Origin of the sequence: Sphingobacterium lactis, assembly GCF_051951495.1 — a bacterium.
Lineage (GTDB): Bacteria > Bacteroidota > Bacteroidia > Sphingobacteriales > Sphingobacteriaceae > Sphingobacterium > Sphingobacterium lactis_A.
In genome coordinates this window covers 1-18,982 of record NZ_JBNHAS010000005.1, presented here as the reverse complement: position 1 = coordinate 18,982, position 18,982 = coordinate 1, and the positions used below count along the sequence as shown (strand labels likewise).

The following is an 18,982-nucleotide window of genomic DNA, read 5'->3' as shown; positions in this document are numbered from 1 at the left end:
TTTTAAAGGCAAAAATGAACAAACAAATTATTCTAACAGCCTCGTTTTTCGGATTGTTAGCCGTCATTCTAGGTGCTTTTGGTGCACATGGATTGGAAGGTAAGATTTCCGATAAACAGTTGGAAACTTGGCATACAGCAAATCAATATCAATTTTATCATACCCTAGCTTTATTGTTCCTTTCAACATTTTCAAGAGCAAAAAGCCAATCAATTAAAGTATCCTACATCATGTTTACCCTAGGTATTCTTCTGTTCTCCGGATCATTATACCTGTTAAGCACCAGAAATCTCCTTGGTATTGAAAATCTCTCCCTCCTTGGACCAATTACCCCACTCGGTGGTGTCTGTTTCATAATTGGATGGATAGCTTTATTTATCGCAGCAATGAAAAATCGAGCCTAAAGCTCCGTATAAAAACAGAACAGCTCCAAATTGAAGATTTGGAGCTGTTTTGTTTTATGGTATTAAGACCGCTTCGCTGTTAGATAGGATTTCTAACACATTAAGAATTTGGTAATCCATAGGTCTTTCTACTAACTACTCAATACTATTTTAAAACGGACAGACATTCCGCTGCGCTTAGTGCTGCCCCTACGTGTGGCGTATTATTAATCGCCTAATAACCCATTATATAGGTAGCACGGTAGGTAGGGGCGGTACTGAGCGAGTTTGAGGAAGGGGATTAATCCCCAACGAAAACGAGCGGAATGTCCGCCCGATTTTTTGAAGATAACAGATAATAGACTTCAAACGTTTGAGGTTTTTAGATGTTGTAAATATAAGCGGTCGAAGCATGCTTCGACCCTACGTTTTGGGTGGTTAGGAACGATAAAAATCACGATTGTTTGTAGGGGCGATGCGTGCATCGCCTGCATTACAATATTCTTCCCACAGGTCCATTAATACAATTCTGATATTAGGACGTTTGGTTTCTTCGGCAAGCTTCAGATGACCCCAACTTATAGGGAGGAGAACTGAGACTCTTCGCTTCGCTCTGTGTTGGAAATAACGAATTTGGTAATCCACCAAAAGCTCTTTCTACTAAATCCTACCCACAGTTCTCATGCTCTCCTCTCAACTCTGGGCCGGAAAGGACTTAACCTCATATCTATCCGTCGCCCGCTACGTCTGTTGTCTGTTGTCTTTTGTCTGTCGTCTCAAAACTTACCCTTTATTTCCGTACTTTTGTTATATGTCTCAAGCAGAATTATTGCCCACTGATCGTAACACTTATTTTGTCGAGGTAATCTTACCATTAGCTATTGCTAAGAACTACACCTACCGTATACCATTAGAGCTTAATGCTAAAATAGGAATAGGTAAGCGTGTCATTGTTCAATTTGGTAAGAACAAGATTTACTCCGCCTTGATCAGCAGTATTGGAACGGAAGCCCCACTGCAATATGAAGCTAAATATATCCTGGATATTGTGGATGATGATCCCATCATATTTCCAAATCAATTGGAAATGTGGAATTGGATTTCTGAATATTACATGTGTTTTGTGGGGGATGTCATGCAAGCAGCATTACCTGCTGCACTGAAAATGGCTTCCGAAACCAAAATAATGGCAGCCAATGACCCTACACTTGATCGATCATTAGTGACTGATAAAGGGTATATGATTCTTGAGGCATTAGACCTTGCAGGTGAATTAACCGTCAATGATGTCATCAAAATACTAGGCCAAAAAACAGTATTCCCCTTATTAAGAAGTTTATTTGATAAAGGATACATCTTGATTTCTGAAGAAATAAAAGAACGTTATAAGCCGAAAACCAAAGCATTTCTTCGATTGGCATCCATGTTCAATGATCCGGATGGTAAACGAGATTTATTGGACTCCCTAAACCGTGCGCCTAAGCAACAAGATGCAGTATTGGCATTTATGCAATTGCAGAAAAGCAAATCTGATATCAGTCGGCAAGATGTGATGGAAGCATCTGGTTGTGGTACAGCAGCTATCACGGCTTTAATAGATAAAGGGGTATTTGATGTCAAGGAGAAAGTCGTAAACCGATTCGAAGGAACCGATGTATTATTATCACCAGATTTTAAATTCAGCCCTGCTCAGCAAACTGCATACGACCAGATTAAAGCAGAATTTGAACAAAAAGATGTTGTGCTCTTTCATGGAGTAACTGCTTCTGGGAAGACCCAATTGTATATTCGACTAATTGAGGAAGCATTAGCTCAAGGAAAGTCTGCTTTATACCTATTACCAGAAATTGCCTTAACAGCGCAAATTACAGAACGTCTAAAACTACACTTCGGAGATAAATTGGGCGTATATCACTCCCGATTCAATGATAATGAGCGTGCTGAAGTGTGGCATCGTGTCAGAAAGGGAGAGTTCCAAGTCGTTATTGGTGCTCGATCCTCTGTATTCTTGCCTTTCTTCGATCTTGGATTAATCATAGTAGATGAAGAACATGAAAATTCTTACAAGCAATATGATCCAGCTCCAAGATATCATGCCCGTGATACAGCCATTTATCTTGGACATCAACATCATGCGAAAGTATTATTAGGTTCTGCTACTCCTTCTGTAGAGAGTTATTATAATGCTAAGGCCGGTAAATACGGCTTGGTGGAACTCTTGGAACGTTATGGTGATGCAAAACTACCCGAAATAAAAATTATTGATATCGTAGAGGCGGCCCGCAAGGAAGAAATGTTCTCCTACTTTTCTGCTGAACTCCTTCAAGCTATTGCAACAACAATTAAGAATAAGGAACAAGTTATCCTTTTCCAAAACAGAAGAGGACATACACCTTTTCTGCAATGTGGTACTTGCGGCTATGTGGCGAAATGTGTCAATTGCGATGTGAGTATGACGTATCATAAAACCAGTAACCTCTTACATTGCCATTATTGTGGATTTTCCGAAGAGATGCCTCAAACATGTCCTGGTTGCGGTATGCCAAATCTCCAAAGTAAAGGTTTTGGAACAGAAAGGGTAGAAGAGGAACTGGAAATTCAACTACCTGATCTTCGTATCGGTCGACTGGATCTGGATTCCACAAAAGGAAAACATGGTTTCGACCGTGTAATTGCTGCTTTTGATAACCAGGAATTTGATGTCCTCATTGGAACCCAAATGGTTACCAAAGGCTTAGATTTCGGAAATGTCACCCTCATTGGTATTATCAATGCAGATGGTATGATTAATTTCCCTGACTTTAGAGCATATGAACGTGCCTTTTCTTTATTTTCCCAAGTTGCGGGACGTGCTGGTAGAAGACAAAATCCTGGAACTGTAATTGTCCAAACATACACCCCTAATCACCGTATCTTAGAGCAAGTCAAAGAACACGATTATAATGGGATGTTTATTACGGAAGTCACGGAGAGAAAGAACTACCAATACCCGCCATTCTATCGTTTAATAAAGTTAGATATAAAACATACGGATCAGGATTTGGTAAATGATGCAGCAAATCGATTAGCAAGCTTACTTCGTCAACAGTTAGGTGCTCGAGTTTTGGGGCCTGAACCACCATTGATTTCCCGTGTAAGAAATAATTTCATCCAGACCATTACCCTTAAAATTGAAAGGAAAAATATTTCTATCAGTAAAGTCAAAGATCTCATTAAGCAATCTATCTTACATTTCGATCTCGATAAGAAGAATAAAGGCGTGAAGATTCAAATTGATGTCGACCCTTATTAAAGACTTGGTAAAATTTAGAAATAATATTATAAATCTATTCTGTCCCCATGTGCCATGGGCTGAGAAATCACTATAAATTCCAAGTCTTCATTGGAAAGATTACTGATTCGGTGTTTTTCCAAAGGTTTTACATGGAATCCCTGCTTGGCTTTCACCTCATAGTGCTTGCCTTCTTTCTCGAATATGGCTTCACCTTTTAGGATATAGAAAAATTGTTCCGATTTTTCATGATAGTGAAGTCGTTCGGCTGTCTTGGCGGGCATTCGCTCCTCAATCACACTTAAACCCATGCTTTTGAGTAAATGCCATCCATCACATTGATCCCCCCAAGTATAATGTTCAACCAGGTTCTTACGAATTATGCTCATTTTGTTTAATTATGTATTTGATCGGACTGAATATCTGAACCCTACTCAAATATCCTTAATTCTTTAGGGATAAGCAATATGAGCCAATAAGTTCACAAAAACTTAATAAACAATAACTAATACAATTTTCTTCTAAACCTAGTTCCCCTGGAATATTACCAGGCTTGGTCGCCTACTAAAGGAACAAATCGAAAAGTATCCAATTCTATCCGCTCGAAATCATTTTCACCTACGCGTAAAATGGTCACCATCTTTTGGAATTTTTCATCGCCGACTGGAATAACCATTAATCCGCCTAGCTTTAATTGTTTGAGCATTTTTTCCGGTACAAAGGGTGCACCAGCAGTCACGATGATTCGATCATATGGAGCATGTTTGGGAATCCCCATTGAACCATCACCTAGATAGAAATGCGGCTTATAGCCCATGTATGGTAAGACTTGAATAGTACGCTGGTATAAATTCTCTTGTCTTTCGATGGTGAAAACTTCTGCACCCAATTCCAATAAGATGCAGGTCTGATAACCTGAACCTGTGCCTATTTCCAATACCTTATCTCCCTTGTTAATATGGAGTAATTGACTTTGATAAGCTACTGTATAGGGTTGTGAAATGGTTTGTCCATCACCAATCGGAAAAGCAATGTCACGATAAGCTTGATTCCAAAAAGTCTCATCGAAAAAGAAATGCCTTGGCACTTTCCCTATCGCTGCCAACACCCGCTTGTCCTCTATACCACGCTTCTCCAGGTGTCGAACCAACTGCTTTCTCGCTCCTTGTTCCCGATAATTATCAATGAATTTATACGCCATACCTTCCAAAAATACCCTTATTTTGCCATATATGTATGCCTAATTTGCAATTCATTCTGTCTCAATATCCTTGCATTTTTATTCGCCTTAACGCTTTCAAATGTCCCATTATTTAACTATCAGAACCGAATTTTAGCCTTTACCCATTATTCCTTTTTAAACTATATTAACTTAATTTTTCGTACTTTTAGTCTGATAATACAACATGCCTATAACTCTACTTTCTTCTTATTTGGAAGAATAGCCATGTAAATAATCACAGATTAAAAAATATTCGAAAAATGAAACAGATCAGCCTTCTTTTTTTCTTTATAACCTTGAATTTCCAATTGATCTTTGCACAGCAAGCATCTCCTAAGGATGATGATGTAACCAAAGTATTGGCAATAGGTAATAGCTTCTCAGAAGATGCTATTGAAAATTATTTATATGACCTAGCAAAAGCAGATGGTAAGAAAATGGTCATCGGTAATTTATATATCGGTGGGGCGCCCTTGGAATTACATTTAAAGAATGCTCATAACAATGTTGATGCGTATTCCTATAGAAAAGTAGGTGAGGATGGCGTCAAAACTACAACACCAAAGGTAAGCATTGAAAAAGCCTTAGCTGATGATAATTGGGATTATATCAGCTTACAACAGGCAAGCTCCTTTTCCGGTCAATATAATGTGGTGATGGCTTCCCTGACAGATTTATGGACCTATGTCTTCGCGCATATGAACCCAGATTCTAAAATGGTTTACCACCAAACTTGGGCTTACCAGCAAGATTCAAAACATGAAGGCTTTAAAATCTATGGTCAAAACCAACAAACCATGTATGATAGCATCATGAATGTCACCAAACATATTGATAAATCTGGTGACTTTGAATTTGTGGTACCTTCAGGTACAGCTGTTCAAAATGCTAGAACCAGTTCCATTGGCGACCATATGACACGTGACGGCTATCACCTGAACTTAGATTATGGCCGTTTCACAGCTGCTTGTGTGTGGTATGCCAAACTGTTTAATGCAGATCCTAGAAAGAACCCCTATAAACCAGAGAAACTAACTGATGAACAAGCGAAAATTGCAAAAGAAGCCGCTTGGAAAGCAGTGAAAAAACCTTTCAAAGTTTCTAAGGTTAAAAAATAACGAAACATCATTTTCATATACCACAAAAATAGCTCGGCATCACCGGGCTTTTTTATTTATTTTAGCGACATGAGTACTGCATTTTACCAAGCCAATGTAAAAAAGGCTAAAGAAAATATCCAAAAACTGGAAAAAACCATTAATCGTAATTCTTTACTTCGTCTTGCCATTATTCTAATTGGTGGAATCGTAATTTTTCAATTGTTTAAAATCAATAATGTTTTTGTGGTTCTCGGAACCATTATGTTGATTATGCTCCTATTCGTGTATTTGGTTTTTCGCCAAAGTAGAGTAGAAAGACAATTGCAAGAAGCCAGGATCTACCTGAAAGTAAATGAGAACGAAATAGCCATCAAAGAAGGTAATGCGAATATGTATGCCGATGGGGCAGAGTTTGATGATGGGAAACATCCTTATGTTTCCGATTTAGATATTTTTGGCAGCAACTCCTTATTTGCTTTAGTAAACCGTTGCTCCAGTAAAGACGCTGTGCTACAACTGAAGAATTGGTTTGCATCTCCTGCCAGCAAAAAAGATATCTTGGAAAGACAAGAAGCTATTCAAGAACTAAAAGAAGATCCAGAACATTTGCAAGCATTTCAAACAAAAATGCTCTTTAACCTGGGGTCTAAAATTAACCTGAGTTCCTACATAGCAAGTTATTTTCACGATCAGAGTTTCAAGTTTGGTAATGCCGCCTTGAAAGCCTATGTAAGCATCGTACCTTTTATCTTCTTAGCCGGAATCCTATTCTCCATTTTTGTACACAATATCGGTTCCTACTTGATTTTCCTTGCTATTGCGCATTTGTTGTGGACCATCGCTATGGCGGGTAGAATCTCTCAATTCTCCAATAAAATCGATAAAGTAGGTGCTTCCTTATTAGGATTTGCAGATGGTATTAAACTCATTGAGGATAAAACCTTCCAAGCCACACTGTCCAAGAATATCCAACAACAGATTAAAGTCGAAAAGCAAGATAAAAAGCTCTCCAGCATTATTGCTGAACTAGGCAAGCTTATTGACAAGTTGGATGCTCGTAATAATATGCTGGTTGGAGCCATCTTGAATATGCTATTTCTATGGGATTTCAAACAAGTCATGGCCATTGCGAAATGGAAAGATCAATATGAAGATTCTATCCTTAATGGATTTGAGGCCGTTTCTGTCTATGAATGTTTAATTTCCTTAAGTGTTCTTAGCTATAACAATCCTGAGTGGGCTACTCCTGTTATTCTGGACAACTACGCTACAGATAAAATCGTAACAGAGGCAATTGAGCATCCATTGATTAAAAAGGATCGTTCAGTAGCCAATGATTACAATGCTACCGATCACCAGATTGCTCTAATTACAGGTTCCAATATGGCTGGTAAAAGTACCTTCCTCAGAACTATTGGAATAAATGCTGTTCTGGCTTATACGGGCGCTGTGGTCTGTGCAAAATTCCTAAGGCTTCCTATCTACAGCTTGGTAAGCTATATGCGTATTAAAGATTCCCTAAATGAAAGTACATCGACATTTAAAGCCGAATTGGACCGTATGAAGTTTATTCTGGATCAAGTAAGCAATCAAAAAGATACTTTTTTCTTGATTGATGAAATGCTAAGAGGAACAAATTCAGTAGACAAATACTTAGGGTCTAAAGCAATCATAAAAAAATTAATTGGTTTAGATGGTCGTGGGATGTTAGCAACTCATGATTTGCAGTTAGCTGATTTGGCGCAACAATATCCACAAGTCATTAGAAATTACCATTTTGATATTCAAGTCCGCGCTTCAGAAATGCTTTTTGATTATAAACTAAAGGATGGAGCATGTACCATTTTTAATGCGTCAATGCTCTTAAAGGGCATTGGGGTAGTCGTTGAAAGCGAAAAAGATGCTTAACTTTGCGCCTTTATTACAACAATGACTATTCAAGAACGCATCGATCAAAGCGAAACTCGTATTACCATGACCGTGTTTCCTTTCCTCACCAATCACCACGACACCCTATTTGGCGGCAAAGCCATGGCGATGATGGATGAGGTTTCCTTTATGTGTGGTACTCGCTTCTGTAGAAAACAATTAGTAACTGTATCAACCGACAAAATCGACTTCCATAAGGCAATTCCATCAGGAAGTATTGTTGAAGCTGTCGCTCGAGTGGAAAGTGTAGGACGTACTAGCTTAAAAATATTCGTAGAAATATTCCTAGAAAGCATGTATAAAGATGGTCGTGAAATGGCTATTCAAGGTAGATTTACCTTTGTAGCATTGGACGACGACAAGAAACCTATTCCAGTATTGGAAGGTTTGGATGTAAATTAATACTTTGATTTTTTCCTATTGAGCTTTTGCTCTTTCATATTGAACTGGCCATGCAATGGGTACATCCAAATCTTTGGCCCATTGCAAGACCAGATGTGGATTCCTTAAGAAACTCCGTCCAATAAGGACAAAGTCTGCAGCGCCTTGTTCCAAGATCTCCTGCGCTTGTCCTGCATTCGTGATAAGCCCAACTGCGCCTGTTAAGATGCCCGTGGCTTTTTTTATAGCTGAAGCAAATGGTACTTGATACCCCGGACCTACATCTATTCGCTGTTCCCGAACAGCTCCCCCAGAGGAAATGTCCATCACTTCTACACCTAAGCTTTGTAACCTTTTTACGAGCTCAATACTTTGGTTTTCATCCCATCCTCCAGCTGCCCAATCAGTCGCCGAAATACGAACCCACAAAGAATGTGTATCCCCTAAAACGGCTTTTACCGAACTAACAATTTCTTCTAAAAACCGAATTCGATTATCAAAGGAACCTCCATAATCGTCCGTTCGGAAATTGCATAATGGCGATAGAAATTGATGAATGAGGTAACCATGAGCCGCATGCAACTCAATAATTTGAAAACCTGCTATTACGGCTCGTCGCGCCGCATCCTGAAAAGCTTGAACCAAATCTTTGATCTCAGCAATCGTTAATTCCTTCGGTGCATGTTCATCTGGATAGTAAGGAATAGGAGAAGGAGCGACTGTCTGCCAACCATGCTCCTCATTCGGTTTAAACTGTTTTTTACTAATCCATGGTTTATCCGTACTTGCCTTTCGACCAGCATGTGCTAATTGGATCCCCGGAATGGAACCCTGACTCTTAATAAAGGCAGTGATTGCTCTTAAGGGCTCTATTTGTCCATCTTCCCATAACCCCATATCGCCATAGCTTATTCTGCCCTCTGGTCGCACGGCTGTAGCTTCTTGGATCACAGCCCCTGCACGTCCTATCGCAAATTGTCCCAAATGGGCCAAATGCCAACTGTTCGCATAGCCATGCACTGCCGTATATTGACACATAGGTGAAACCACCATGCGGTTTGGAATAACGAAGTTCTTTAAGGGAAGTGGTTCAAATAACATAATGGATTTTTTATTTCTTTATCTACAAACGCTTTGACTATATAAATGGTTGGCGCTTAAATATACTGATGTTATAAATTTAAGGTTATTTCGACAATATTTACCCGAACATCAAAAGATACTGATAGATCCGTGACCAGTGATAATATACCTGTTGATGCTGTTCTTTAAATAGATTTAAATAAAAAAACCAGCCTATGGGAAAGACTGGTTTTATTTGCTTTATTTTTAAAATGAAGCTTATTTGGTAAAAAGATAAAATTGCTATCTCCGTAAGTAAACAGCTTTTTATTCGTTCCGAATGACTGGACTTAGATCCTGTCGTTCTTCGTCTGTAAATAATCGATAATGAATCTTAAAGGTTTTGCCTAATGGAGTCTCTAATGAAAATCCTCCTGGGCCAAAGCCATCCAACACGTCAAGCGTAAAGTGGGAGTACTGCCAATACTCGAATAAATCCCGGTCAACCCAAAATTCAAATCCTTCCACCAATCCGATCATGGCATCATTCATCCTTGGATAAAATCCGCCCTTCTCAAAACATTGGGGTTGAGTTCCCTCACAGCACCCACCTGCTTGATAGAACATCAAGTCCCCATGTTTTTCCACCAATTCTTTAATTAGTTCTCGGGCAGCATCTGTAACATCAATTCTTGAAACCATAGCTGTTTTGTTTTTATATGGGGCACACCGAAATATGCCCCAATGTTCTATTATATAGTGTTCCCTAGAAGAACCCTAATTTTTCTTTGCTATAGGAAATAAGCAAATTCTTTGCCTGACGGTAATGAGCCAACATCATTTTGTGGTTTTCACGTCCGATACCCGATTGCTTGAAACCACCAAATGGTGCTCCAGCTGGGTAGCTATGGTACTGATTTACCCATACACGACCGGCTTGTATAGCTCGAGGTACTTGATATAACTGATGTGCATCACGTGTCCACACACCTGCTCCTAAACCATACATGGTGTCATTGGCTATAGCAATAGCTTCCGCCTCATCCTTAAACGTGGTAACGGCTAGTACAGGGCCAAAGATCTCCTCCTGAAAGATACGCATCTTGTTATGGCCTTTAAATAGAGTTGGTTTAATGTAGTATCCTTCCTCTAATCCTGAACCTACAACATTCTCATCTCCTCCAGTTAATACTTCGGCACCTTCTTCTTTACCCAGTTTGATATAAGACATGATCTTATCTTTCTGAATTTTTGAGGCTTGAGCGCCCATCATAACCGTTGGGTCTAATGGATCACCTACTTTTATTTTATTGACACGGTCTATTACACGCTCAATAAATTTTTCATAAATATCCTCTTGTATCAGCAAACGGGATGGACAGGTACAGATCTCACCTTGATTTAAAGCAAACAATACCGCACCTTCGACTGCCTTGTCCAAGAAAGAATCATCGGCATCCATGACAGAGCTGAAGAATACATTTGGTGATTTACCGCCCAACTCTAAAGTAACTGGAATAATATTTTCCGTTGCATATTGCATCACCATTCTTCCTGTTGCGGTCGATCCAGTAAAGGCTGCCTTGGAAACTTTAGGATGGGTTACCAAATGGCGACCTAATTCCGATCCAAATCCATTCACCACATTGATCACACCTGCCGGAATCAGGTCACCAATAAGTTCCATAAGAACCATAATAGATGTAGGGGTACTCTCCGCTGGTTTTAAAACTACCGTACAACCTGCAGCTAGGGCAGGGGCTAATTTCCAAACAGCCATTAAAATCGGGAAATTCCAAGGGATAATCTGTGCAACTACACCAATTGGCTCATTGACAATCAAGGATACTGTATTACTATCCAGCTCCGATAAAGAGCCTTCCTCTGCTCGAATCACGCCCGCAAAATAACGGAAATGGTCAATCGCTAATGGAATATCCGCATTTAAGGTTTCTCGAACTGCTTTACCATTGTCGATAGTCTCTACGGCTGCAATCTTCTCCAAATTCTCCTCAATGCGGTCCGCAATTCGAAATAAAATATTGCTGCGCTCAGTCGCCGAAGTCTTACTCCAGGTTTCAAAAGCTTTCGCCGCTGCTTCTACCGCTAAATCAATGTCCTCTTTGGTCGAATGTGCAACCTTCGTAAATACTTTCCCGTCAATAGGTGAGATGTTATCAAAATAGTTTCCCTTGCTTGGTGCCACAAATGCACCGTTAATATAGTTGTCATATCGTTCGTTGAACGATGGTCTCGCAATTGTACTCATAGTCTGTAAAATTTGATCGTTAGAATTTATGAATTCGTTATTATTCAAATTTAATTAAGCACAAGTTGAAGATATAGCACTATTGTATCTTTGTGTAGCACAATATTTTCACACAAGGAATTTATTTTTAATCAGCCTTTTTCATATATTTGGTAAGCCACCGATTATAAATTAAAAGCATATGGAGAAAGTAAATTTGATCCGCGAGTTACCTTATGCGGCTGGAAAGGAGTTATCTACCCTCGTTGAAAATCGTAAAGCTTATACCCTCAATAATTTTGAACTAAATGTGTTTGAAACCTATGAGGTAAGCAATATGGTGCCTTTACAGTTTGATGATATCGTCATTATCAATATGCTGAAAGGGAAAAAGATTATGCATTTGGAAGATGTGCCTGCTTTTGACTATATGCCCGGTGAAACTTTAATTCTACCTGCTTCTAAACCCATGGAAATAGATTTCCCGGAGGCTCGAATGAAAGACCCTACACAATGTACTGCCCTCGTTATTTCCTCCGAAAAGATCAATGAAAGCTTAAATTTCCTGAACGATAATTATCCTAAAACAGAACATAAATTAAGTTGGGATTTTAGTTGGGATAAATTCCATATCTCAAACACCTCCGAATTAGCAACCATCACCAATAAACTCTTTGCTGCCATGATCAGTACCGATCCTTTTAAGGATGCGCTTTCTGACCTGCTTTTCAAAGAATTGCTCATACGTATCATTCAACATCAGCAGTTCGAAAGACTGAAAGAGCCTGAATCAGATAACTTAATTGGTCCAATGGGCCCAATTAAAAAATATATTAAAGATCATTTATCGGAAAAACTAACTGTTGAGGTGCTTTGTCAGCGAATGGACATGAGTAAGGCAAGCTTATTCCGATTATTTAAAGAGGAATATGGAATCAGTCCAATGGAATTGGTGATTCAAGAACGATTAGAAAAAGCAAAGGAATTGCTAAGAACTAATCTTTCTGTGAAAGAGGTATGCTATGCCTGTGGATTTAATGATGTGAATTATTTTGTGCGGTTGTTTCGAAATAGAACAGGCATTACACCTGGTCTATATCAAAAAGATGTTCAATTTAACGCTTCATAGCCCGATCCATCTCACGCTTGGAGTCGCGCTCCTTAATACTGTCACGCTTATCAAAGTCTTTTTTACCTTGCGCCAAAGCAATTTCTACTTTTGCATAGCCTCGCTCATTAATGAAAATGCGTAAAGGAACAATCGTAAAGCCTTTCTCTTCGCCTTTTTCCTTTAATTTCTTTAACTCTCGCTTCGTTAATAGCAGTTTTCGATCGCGCTTCGCTTCGTGGTTATAAAAGGAACCATAGGAATATTCCGCAATGTGCATGTTACGAATGTAAAGACCGTCCTCAAAAAAAGCACAGAAACTATCGTTGATATTCGCCTTCCCTTCCCGGATAGATTTGATCTCGGTACCCAATAACCCTAATCCCGCAACGTACTTATCCAGTAGTTGGTATTCAAAGCTTGCACGTTTATTTTTGATATTAACCGATGATGAAATCGCCATGTTTTATTCCCTTTTGAATCCACAAAGGTACTAATTCCTGATTTTTAGCAAAATCATATCTGTTTTTATCGTAAACTTTATGTTAATATTAATTTAATTTTATGATATTTATATGTCAAAGCACAAACAATTTGAACTTTAAGTTTTGTATGTTTGCATCGATTTTTTGTAAATAAAGGTAATTATTACGTTATTTATTGACGTGAATGGAAGTAGTTTTGTACCTTTGTAGGATTTTTGACGATTTTTGTTAAAAGTTCAAAAAGTAAATATTGTTGAGATTATAGATACCTGTCGAATGAGCAAGGGAAAATTAAATGAAAGAACTGCGCGGTTTTTAGATGGCGAGTTAGGAGATATTAAATCTAAAAACTTATATGCCTTTTTTAGGCCGATTCAATCCAAGCAAGATACCGAAGTGAAAATCGACGGTAAGCGTGTTTTGATGTTTGGTTCTAACTCCTATTTAGGATTAACCACCGACCCTCGTATTATTAAGGCCTCTCAGGATGCGCTTGAAAAGTACGGGACGGGATGTGCCGGTTCAAGATTCCTTAATGGAACCTTAGATATTCACGTTGAACTAGAGGAAAAACTTGCTGATTACGTTGGTAAAGAAGCAGCTATCCTTTTCTCAACCGGATTCCAGTCTAACCTTGGTCCGTTATCTTGCCTTACTGGTAGACATGATTACATCCTTTTGGACGAACGCGACCACGCTTCCATCATCGATGGTAGCCGATTGTCTTTCTCCAAAGTCATCAAATATGCCCACAATAACATAGACGATCTACGCGATAAAATGGCGCGCCTTCCTGAAGAAAGCTTCAAACTAATCGCTACTGATGGTATTTTCTCTATGGAAGGGGACATTGTTAAATTACCTGAACTTGTTCAAGTAGCTAACGAATTTGATGCAGCAATATTGTGTGATGATGCACACAGTTTAGGTGTTATCGGTGAAAAAGGCGCAGGAACAGCTAGCCATTTCGGATTAACTGATCAGGTTGATCTGATTATGGGAACTTTCTCCAAATCCCTAGCTTCCCTAGGTGGTTTCGTGGCTGCCGATAAAGACACCATTGAATTCTTAAAACACAGAGCACGCTCTTTAATGTTCAGTGCCTCTATGACCCCAGCTTCAGTAGCTTCTACCTTAAAAGCTTTGGAAATTATCCAAACTGAACCAGAACACATTGAAAAACTGTGGGCAAATACAAACTATGCGAAGAAATTATTGTTAGATAGTGGATTCGACTTAGGTGCAACGGAAAGCCCGATTCTACCGGTGTTTGTTCGTAATAACGAAAAAACATATATCGTGACCAAAATGTTGCAAGATGACGGTGTGTTTGTGAACCCTGTAGTGGCTCCTGCAGTCCCTACCGAGGAATCACTAATCCGCATCTCCCTAATGGCGACCCATACTTTTGACCAAATCGATGAAGCAGTCGAAAAAATGGCCAAAGTATTCAAATCGCTTGAGGTAGAAAGTTTTATTAGTTAATTCTTCAACTAAATTTTATTAAACGTGATAACGATTGTTCCAGTAGAGACGAAAAAGCAGCTCGCTGCATTCATTGACTTTCCTCATTACTTATATGCGAACGATCCGAATTATGTCCCAGAACTATTCCTGGGACAAGAGGATTTATTAAGTCCGAAAAAACACCCTTTCTACAAGCATTCCATTGCACAGCCTTTCTTGGCTTACAGGAATGGAGAAATCGTGGGGCGAATCGCTGCGATTTATAACAGAAATCATAATGCCTTCAACAATGTCAATGAAGGTCAATTCGGCTTCTTTGATTCCATTAATGATCAAGAAGTTGCTGATACGCTGTTCAAAACCGCTGAAGATTGGGTAAAAGATAAAGGTGCTAACTTAATTGTTGGTCCCATCAACTTGACAACAAATGATACCGTTGGACTATTGGTCGAAGGCTTCGACCGTCCACCAATGGCTATGATGCCTTATAATTCCCCTTATTATTTGGACCTCTTGACCAATGCTGGATATGCTAAAAAAGTAGACCTTCGCGCTTATTTGGTCAATAAAGCAAATGCCAATCACCGTTCTGTGCTTCTGCTTGATAAACTTGAAGCTCGCTTAGAACGTTCTGGTATCAAATTGCGCCATATTAATCTTAAGGATTTTAAAAACGAGGCAGAAAGAATTAAAAAGGTTTATAATAAAGCTTGGGATAAAAACCTCGGTTTTGTCCCGATGACGGATGATGAATTCAACCATACGGCAAAGGACTTGAAAATGATCGTCGACCCTAAATACTGCGTTCTTGCTGTAAAAGGAGATGAGGTTATTGGTTTTGCCCTGGGGATTCCAAATGTCAATGAAATACAAATCAATATTAAAAAGGGAAGATTATTCCCTACAGGTATTTTCAAATTACTCTTCGGTAAAAAGAAAATCAAATCCCTTCGTGTATTAATGTTAGGGGTTTTGGAGAATTACCGAAAGCTGGGTATTGAAGCTTGCCTTTATGGTCGTATCATTAAAGAAGCTCTCCCTTCGGGTATTGTCGAGGCTGAATGCTCTTGGATGTTAGATCATAATTACATGATGAATCACGCTATTGAACAAATCAACGCTGATTTTTACAAAAGATATCGTCTGTACGAAAAAGCAGTATGAAAAAGAAAATCTTCATTACGGGTGCTAGCGGATTTGTAGGTTCTCACCTGACTGAAGCTGCTCAATTACTAGGACTGGAAGTCCATGCTGCCGTTCGTAATTCCAGTAAGACAACTGATATAGAGCCCTTTGTCGATAAATTCGTGTACCCAAATCTAGGGAATACCGAAGACCTCCTAAAACTTTTTGATCAAGAGAAATACAGCTACATCATTCATGCAGCCGCGATGACCAAAACAAAAAGTGAGGAATTAATGAAGAGTGTCAATGTTGGATATACCGAAGCTTTACTGCAAGCGGCATTGAAGGCAGAAATGCCTTTGGAAAGAATTGTCTATGTCAGTAGCTTGGCGGCAATTGGACCTATTCCTTATGCGAATGAAGGTTTAATTGACGAATCTTTTCCATATCATCCGCTTACCGTTTATGGCCGAAGTAAAAAAGAGTCTGAATTAATGATTCAGGACAACTTCACCGATGAACGAATTTCTATTTTCCGCCCCACAGCAGTGTATGGCCCTCGTGAAAAGGATATCTTTATTCTTTTCGATACCATGCGCAGAGGTTTGGACCCTTATATTGGTACCAATCCGCAAAAACTAAGCTTTATCTATGTGAAAGATTTAGTGGATGTTCTTCTGAAAGGGGTGATGACTCCGCAAGAAGGAATGCAATTTTATAATATCAGCGATGGCCAAGTCTATTCCAGATATGCCATGGCCGAAATATATAAGGATATATTCCAAAAGAAACTATGGAGAATGCATGTTCCCCTAGGTTTAGTAAAAGGAATTGCACAAATATCACAGTTTCTATATAGAAACTCGCCCAAAACTCCTGTCATTTATCCCGAGCGTCTCGGTGAATTGACTGCCGAAAACTGGGGAGTGGATATCACACATGCCCAAACCCAATTGGGTTTCGACCCGAAATACCTGCTTGAGGATGGCCTCAAGGAAAGCCTCCTTTGGTACAAGGAAAATAAATGGCTATAATATTTTTTCAAGATCATGAGTGAACAAAAAATAAATAAAAAGCTTTTTCAAGACAGAAAGCGAACAAACATATTAAGTAATCCGGAGCAGAAATTTATTTCTTACTTAGTTCCTCGTATCCCAGAATGGATAACTTCTGATGGATTGACAGGGATCGGTTTCTTTGGATCTTTGATGATCCTAGCAAGTTTCTTGCTTGCCGAGTATGTCAGCATCTATTTCTTGTTGCTGGCTGTATTGGGCTTCTTTATTCAATGGTTTGGTGATTCTTTGGATGGACGTATTGCCTATTATCGTAATAAATCCAGAAAATGGTATGGCTTCGCCCTAGATATTGTAATGGACTGGGTGTCTACCGTTTTTATCGGTCTCGGGTATGTTTTCTATACCACTGGCGATTTTAAATACCTCGGCTTTACCCTCGTATCCTTGTACGGTTGGGCAATGATTATTTCCCAATTGAGATACCGTATTACCGATCAATACACCATCGATGCTGGATTATTGGGCCCTACGGAAATCCGCGTAATCATCTGTTTGGTGCTTATCCTGGAGGTTATCGTTCCTGGTTCCATCAACTACAGCGTATTATTAATCTGTATAGCCCTGTTCTTTATTAATATTGGCGATACCAAAAAATTGTTGGCAGTTGGCGATTTAAAAGATAAGGAAGAGAAAGCAGCTAAATTACAGAAGGAATCCAATCAACAACAAGCATAAGTAATGTCCTTTAAATGGAAAGAATTTTTTAAAGCGCAATTCTCTGCCTTTTTAGGTGGACTGGCAGATTTTGGAATCTATACTTTCTGTTATAAAATTCTGCTTTTTACAGCTCCGTTTTCCAATGTGGTCAGTGGTAGTCTAGGTGCCATTGTTAATTTTACCATAAACCGTTATTGGTCTTTTAATAATACGGCGGTACCTCTAGCAAGTCAACTCTGGAAGTTTATTCTTGTGGTGGCTGGAAGCATAACTTTAAAATCATTGGGAATTCACTTGCTAGTCGATATTTGGCATTGGCATTTCCTGCTATCCAAACTTATCCTCGAAATTGTAGTCTCCCTCGGATTTAATTTTACCCTTCAAAAATATTGGGTGTTCCGAAAATAGGGATATATTAACATAAAGAAGCGCGCCAACATGATCTCCATTTTGTTGGCGCGCTTCTTTATGTTAATTTGCCATGGCTCGCTCAAATTCGGCCATACTGCTGAAATGTTCCAATAAACCTTCAAATGTTGTTGACCATTCGTTGTTTAAGCCTGGATTATCTTCATCCTCTTGTGCATTTGTAACTTGGCGAATTAACCTGCAATACAAACTTTTTGGCTTGAGGTAAGAAATCATATGCGTTTGGGTTTCCGACCATACACCTCCCTTATTCATCCATGTAAAGATAAAGTTGTTTCCAAGAAACATCGATGCTTGCTTCTCAAAGCTGCTTGGTTCAAATTTATCGGTATCCTCATTGTACATATACCTCACCGTACTTCCCCCATTGATTTTTAATAAAACAGTGGATTTACTTCCCTGACTGTTTTTTAACACGCCTGCCCATACACCATCAAATGACCCTGCACCTGCGGTGTATTGCCCCATTGCCGTATTGATCATCCCGATCCATAGCAGCAACAATACTGTCTTTAAGGTTATTTTAGTTTTCATAATTGATTTTTTTGATAAAGTTAGCCCGCTTTTTTGCTCCCCGAAATACCTCAAATAGGGTATATTTCATCTAAACCCCCATTATTTACGATGATGATCTTCCTCATTATATAGATAAGATGGATTCTTTAGTCTTTACCTGTGGAAGAATTAGGTAGGTATATTTAGCTGTTGGGGCGTCATCTTTCAATTATTATAGACTATACCTTTTCGGAACACTATTTAATATGTTAAAGGAAGGGTTTTGCCTTTTCAATAATTATTTACAATCCGCCTTTCCTTGCTTTATTAATATCTACATTTTATTTTCTCGGTCTAGATAATATAATGACTCCAGTATGGTTCATGTTGAACTCGTATTTGACAGGGGTTGGATTCGAGAACGCTAGGGAATTTCCTCGGATCTGACAGGGATCTTGTTCGGATCTCGTTCGGTCGGAACCGAACGAGATCCGAAGGAGTTCCGAACGAGTTCCGAAGGAGATCCGAAGGGTTCTCGAAT

At 39.1% G+C, this 18,982-nt stretch carries 18 protein-coding genes; 11 read left to right on the top strand and 7 right to left on the bottom strand.

What is annotated here, in order from left to right; genetic code table 11:
- The first annotated feature begins 14 nt into the window (after positions 1 to 14).
- Together ACP6L2_RS15600 and priA are read left to right on the top strand one after the other, a co-directional pair.
- A complete protein-coding gene (locus ACP6L2_RS15600; protein WP_440510233.1) occupies positions 15 to 404 on the top strand; it encodes a DUF423 domain-containing protein in 390 nt (129 codons plus the stop codon).
- A 790-nt stretch (positions 405 to 1,194) separates the two neighbouring features.
- Complete coding sequence (gene priA / locus ACP6L2_RS15595) at positions 1,195 to 3,675, top strand: replication restart helicase PriA (protein WP_440510232.1); 2,481 nt, start codon at positions 1,195 to 1,197, stop codon at positions 3,673 to 3,675.
- A gap of 26 nt (positions 3,676 to 3,701) precedes the next feature.
- Here priA and ACP6L2_RS15590 read toward each other — a convergent pair whose 3' ends face one another.
- Both ACP6L2_RS15590 and ACP6L2_RS15585 read right to left on the bottom strand, forming a co-directional pair.
- Complete coding sequence (locus ACP6L2_RS15590; RefSeq protein ID WP_440510231.1) at positions 3,702 to 4,043, bottom strand: cupin domain-containing protein; 342 nt, start codon at positions 4,041 to 4,043, stop codon at positions 3,702 to 3,704.
- A 155-nt stretch (positions 4,044 to 4,198) separates the two neighbouring features.
- Positions 4,199 to 4,855, bottom strand: a complete 657-nt coding sequence (locus ACP6L2_RS15585) for a protein-L-isoaspartate(D-aspartate) O-methyltransferase (protein ID WP_440510230.1) — start codon at positions 4,853 to 4,855, stop codon at positions 4,199 to 4,201.
- Between the two features lie 281 nt (positions 4,856 to 5,136).
- On the opposite strand from ACP6L2_RS15585, the gene ACP6L2_RS15580 reads away from it, so the two are divergent.
- The 3 genes from ACP6L2_RS15580 to ACP6L2_RS15570 all read left to right on the top strand — a co-directional run bounded on the left by ACP6L2_RS15580 (position 5,137) and on the right by ACP6L2_RS15570 (position 8,307).
- Positions 5,137 to 5,994, top strand: coding sequence for a DUF4886 domain-containing protein (locus tag ACP6L2_RS15580; protein WP_440510229.1), 858 nt, complete (start codon positions 5,137 to 5,139; stop codon positions 5,992 to 5,994).
- 69 nt (positions 5,995 to 6,063) lie between these two features.
- Positions 6,064 to 7,884: a MutS-related protein gene (locus tag ACP6L2_RS15575; protein ID WP_440510228.1), complete on the top strand. Its 1,821-nt coding sequence runs from the start codon at positions 6,064 to 6,066 to the stop codon at positions 7,882 to 7,884.
- A gap of 21 nt (positions 7,885 to 7,905) precedes the next feature.
- Positions 7,906 to 8,307 (top strand): acyl-CoA thioesterase, encoded by a 402-nt coding sequence (locus tag ACP6L2_RS15570; protein WP_440510227.1) that lies wholly within the window; start codon positions 7,906 to 7,908, stop codon positions 8,305 to 8,307.
- Positions 8,308 to 8,322: 15 nt separating this feature from the next.
- Here ACP6L2_RS15570 and ACP6L2_RS15565 read toward each other — a convergent pair whose 3' ends face one another.
- The 3 genes from ACP6L2_RS15565 to ACP6L2_RS15555 all read right to left on the bottom strand — a co-directional run bounded on the left by ACP6L2_RS15565 (position 8,323) and on the right by ACP6L2_RS15555 (position 11,617).
- Positions 8,323 to 9,387: an NADH:flavin oxidoreductase/NADH oxidase gene (locus ACP6L2_RS15565; protein WP_440510226.1), complete on the bottom strand. Its 1,065-nt coding sequence runs from the start codon at positions 9,385 to 9,387 to the stop codon at positions 8,323 to 8,325.
- A 288-nt stretch (positions 9,388 to 9,675) separates the two neighbouring features.
- Entirely contained in the window at positions 9,676 to 10,050 is a 375-nt protein-coding gene (locus ACP6L2_RS15560) for a DUF779 domain-containing protein (protein ID WP_440510225.1), read from the bottom strand.
- A gap of 64 nt (positions 10,051 to 10,114) precedes the next feature.
- Positions 10,115 to 11,617 carry an aldehyde dehydrogenase family protein gene (locus ACP6L2_RS15555; protein WP_440510224.1) on the bottom strand — a complete coding sequence of 501 codons (1,503 nt, stop codon included), beginning with the start codon at positions 11,615 to 11,617 and terminating at the stop codon, positions 10,115 to 10,117.
- Between the two features lie 181 nt (positions 11,618 to 11,798).
- Between ACP6L2_RS15555 and ACP6L2_RS15550 the strand changes: the two genes are divergently transcribed.
- Entirely contained in the window at positions 11,799 to 12,725 is a 927-nt protein-coding gene (locus ACP6L2_RS15550; protein ID WP_440510223.1) for a helix-turn-helix domain-containing protein, read from the top strand.
- Here ACP6L2_RS15550 and smpB read toward each other — a convergent pair.
- Positions 12,712 to 13,167, bottom strand: coding sequence for an SsrA-binding protein SmpB (gene smpB, locus ACP6L2_RS15545; protein ID WP_344674875.1), 456 nt, complete (start codon positions 13,165 to 13,167; stop codon positions 12,712 to 12,714). The two genes, ACP6L2_RS15550 and smpB, sit on opposite strands and share 14 nt — an antisense overlap.
- Before the next feature lie 298 nt (positions 13,168 to 13,465).
- Here smpB and spt point away from each other — a divergent pair, with 298 nt between their 5' ends.
- The 5 genes from spt to ACP6L2_RS15520 are packed head-to-tail and all read left to right on the top strand — an operon-like array spanning position 13,466 to position 17,925.
- The gene (gene spt / locus ACP6L2_RS15540; RefSeq protein ID WP_344674874.1) at positions 13,466 to 14,674 is read left to right on the top strand and encodes a serine palmitoyltransferase; all 1,209 of its coding nucleotides are present in this window, start codon (positions 13,466 to 13,468) and stop codon (positions 14,672 to 14,674) included.
- Between the two features lie 24 nt (positions 14,675 to 14,698).
- A complete protein-coding gene (locus tag ACP6L2_RS15535; RefSeq protein ID WP_440510222.1) occupies positions 14,699 to 15,820 on the top strand; it encodes a hypothetical protein in 1,122 nt (373 codons plus the stop codon).
- Positions 15,817 to 16,815 carry an NAD-dependent epimerase/dehydratase family protein gene (locus ACP6L2_RS15530; RefSeq protein WP_440510221.1) on the top strand — a complete coding sequence of 333 codons (999 nt, stop codon included), beginning with the start codon at positions 15,817 to 15,819 and terminating at the stop codon, positions 16,813 to 16,815. Before ACP6L2_RS15535 ends, ACP6L2_RS15530 begins: the two co-directional genes overlap by 4 nt.
- 15 nt (positions 16,816 to 16,830) lie before the next feature.
- A complete protein-coding gene (locus tag ACP6L2_RS15525) occupies positions 16,831 to 17,535 on the top strand; it encodes a CDP-alcohol phosphatidyltransferase family protein (protein WP_440510220.1) in 705 nt (234 codons plus the stop codon).
- Positions 17,536 to 17,538: 3 nt separating this feature from the next.
- A complete protein-coding gene (locus ACP6L2_RS15520; RefSeq protein ID WP_440510219.1) occupies positions 17,539 to 17,925 on the top strand; it encodes a GtrA family protein in 387 nt (128 codons plus the stop codon).
- 63 nt (positions 17,926 to 17,988) lie between these two features.
- Here ACP6L2_RS15520 and ACP6L2_RS15515 read toward each other — a convergent pair whose 3' ends face one another.
- Positions 17,989 to 18,480: a hypothetical protein gene (locus tag ACP6L2_RS15515; protein ID WP_440510218.1), complete on the bottom strand. Its 492-nt coding sequence runs from the start codon at positions 18,478 to 18,480 to the stop codon at positions 17,989 to 17,991.
- Positions 18,481 to 18,982: the final 502 nt, after the last annotated feature.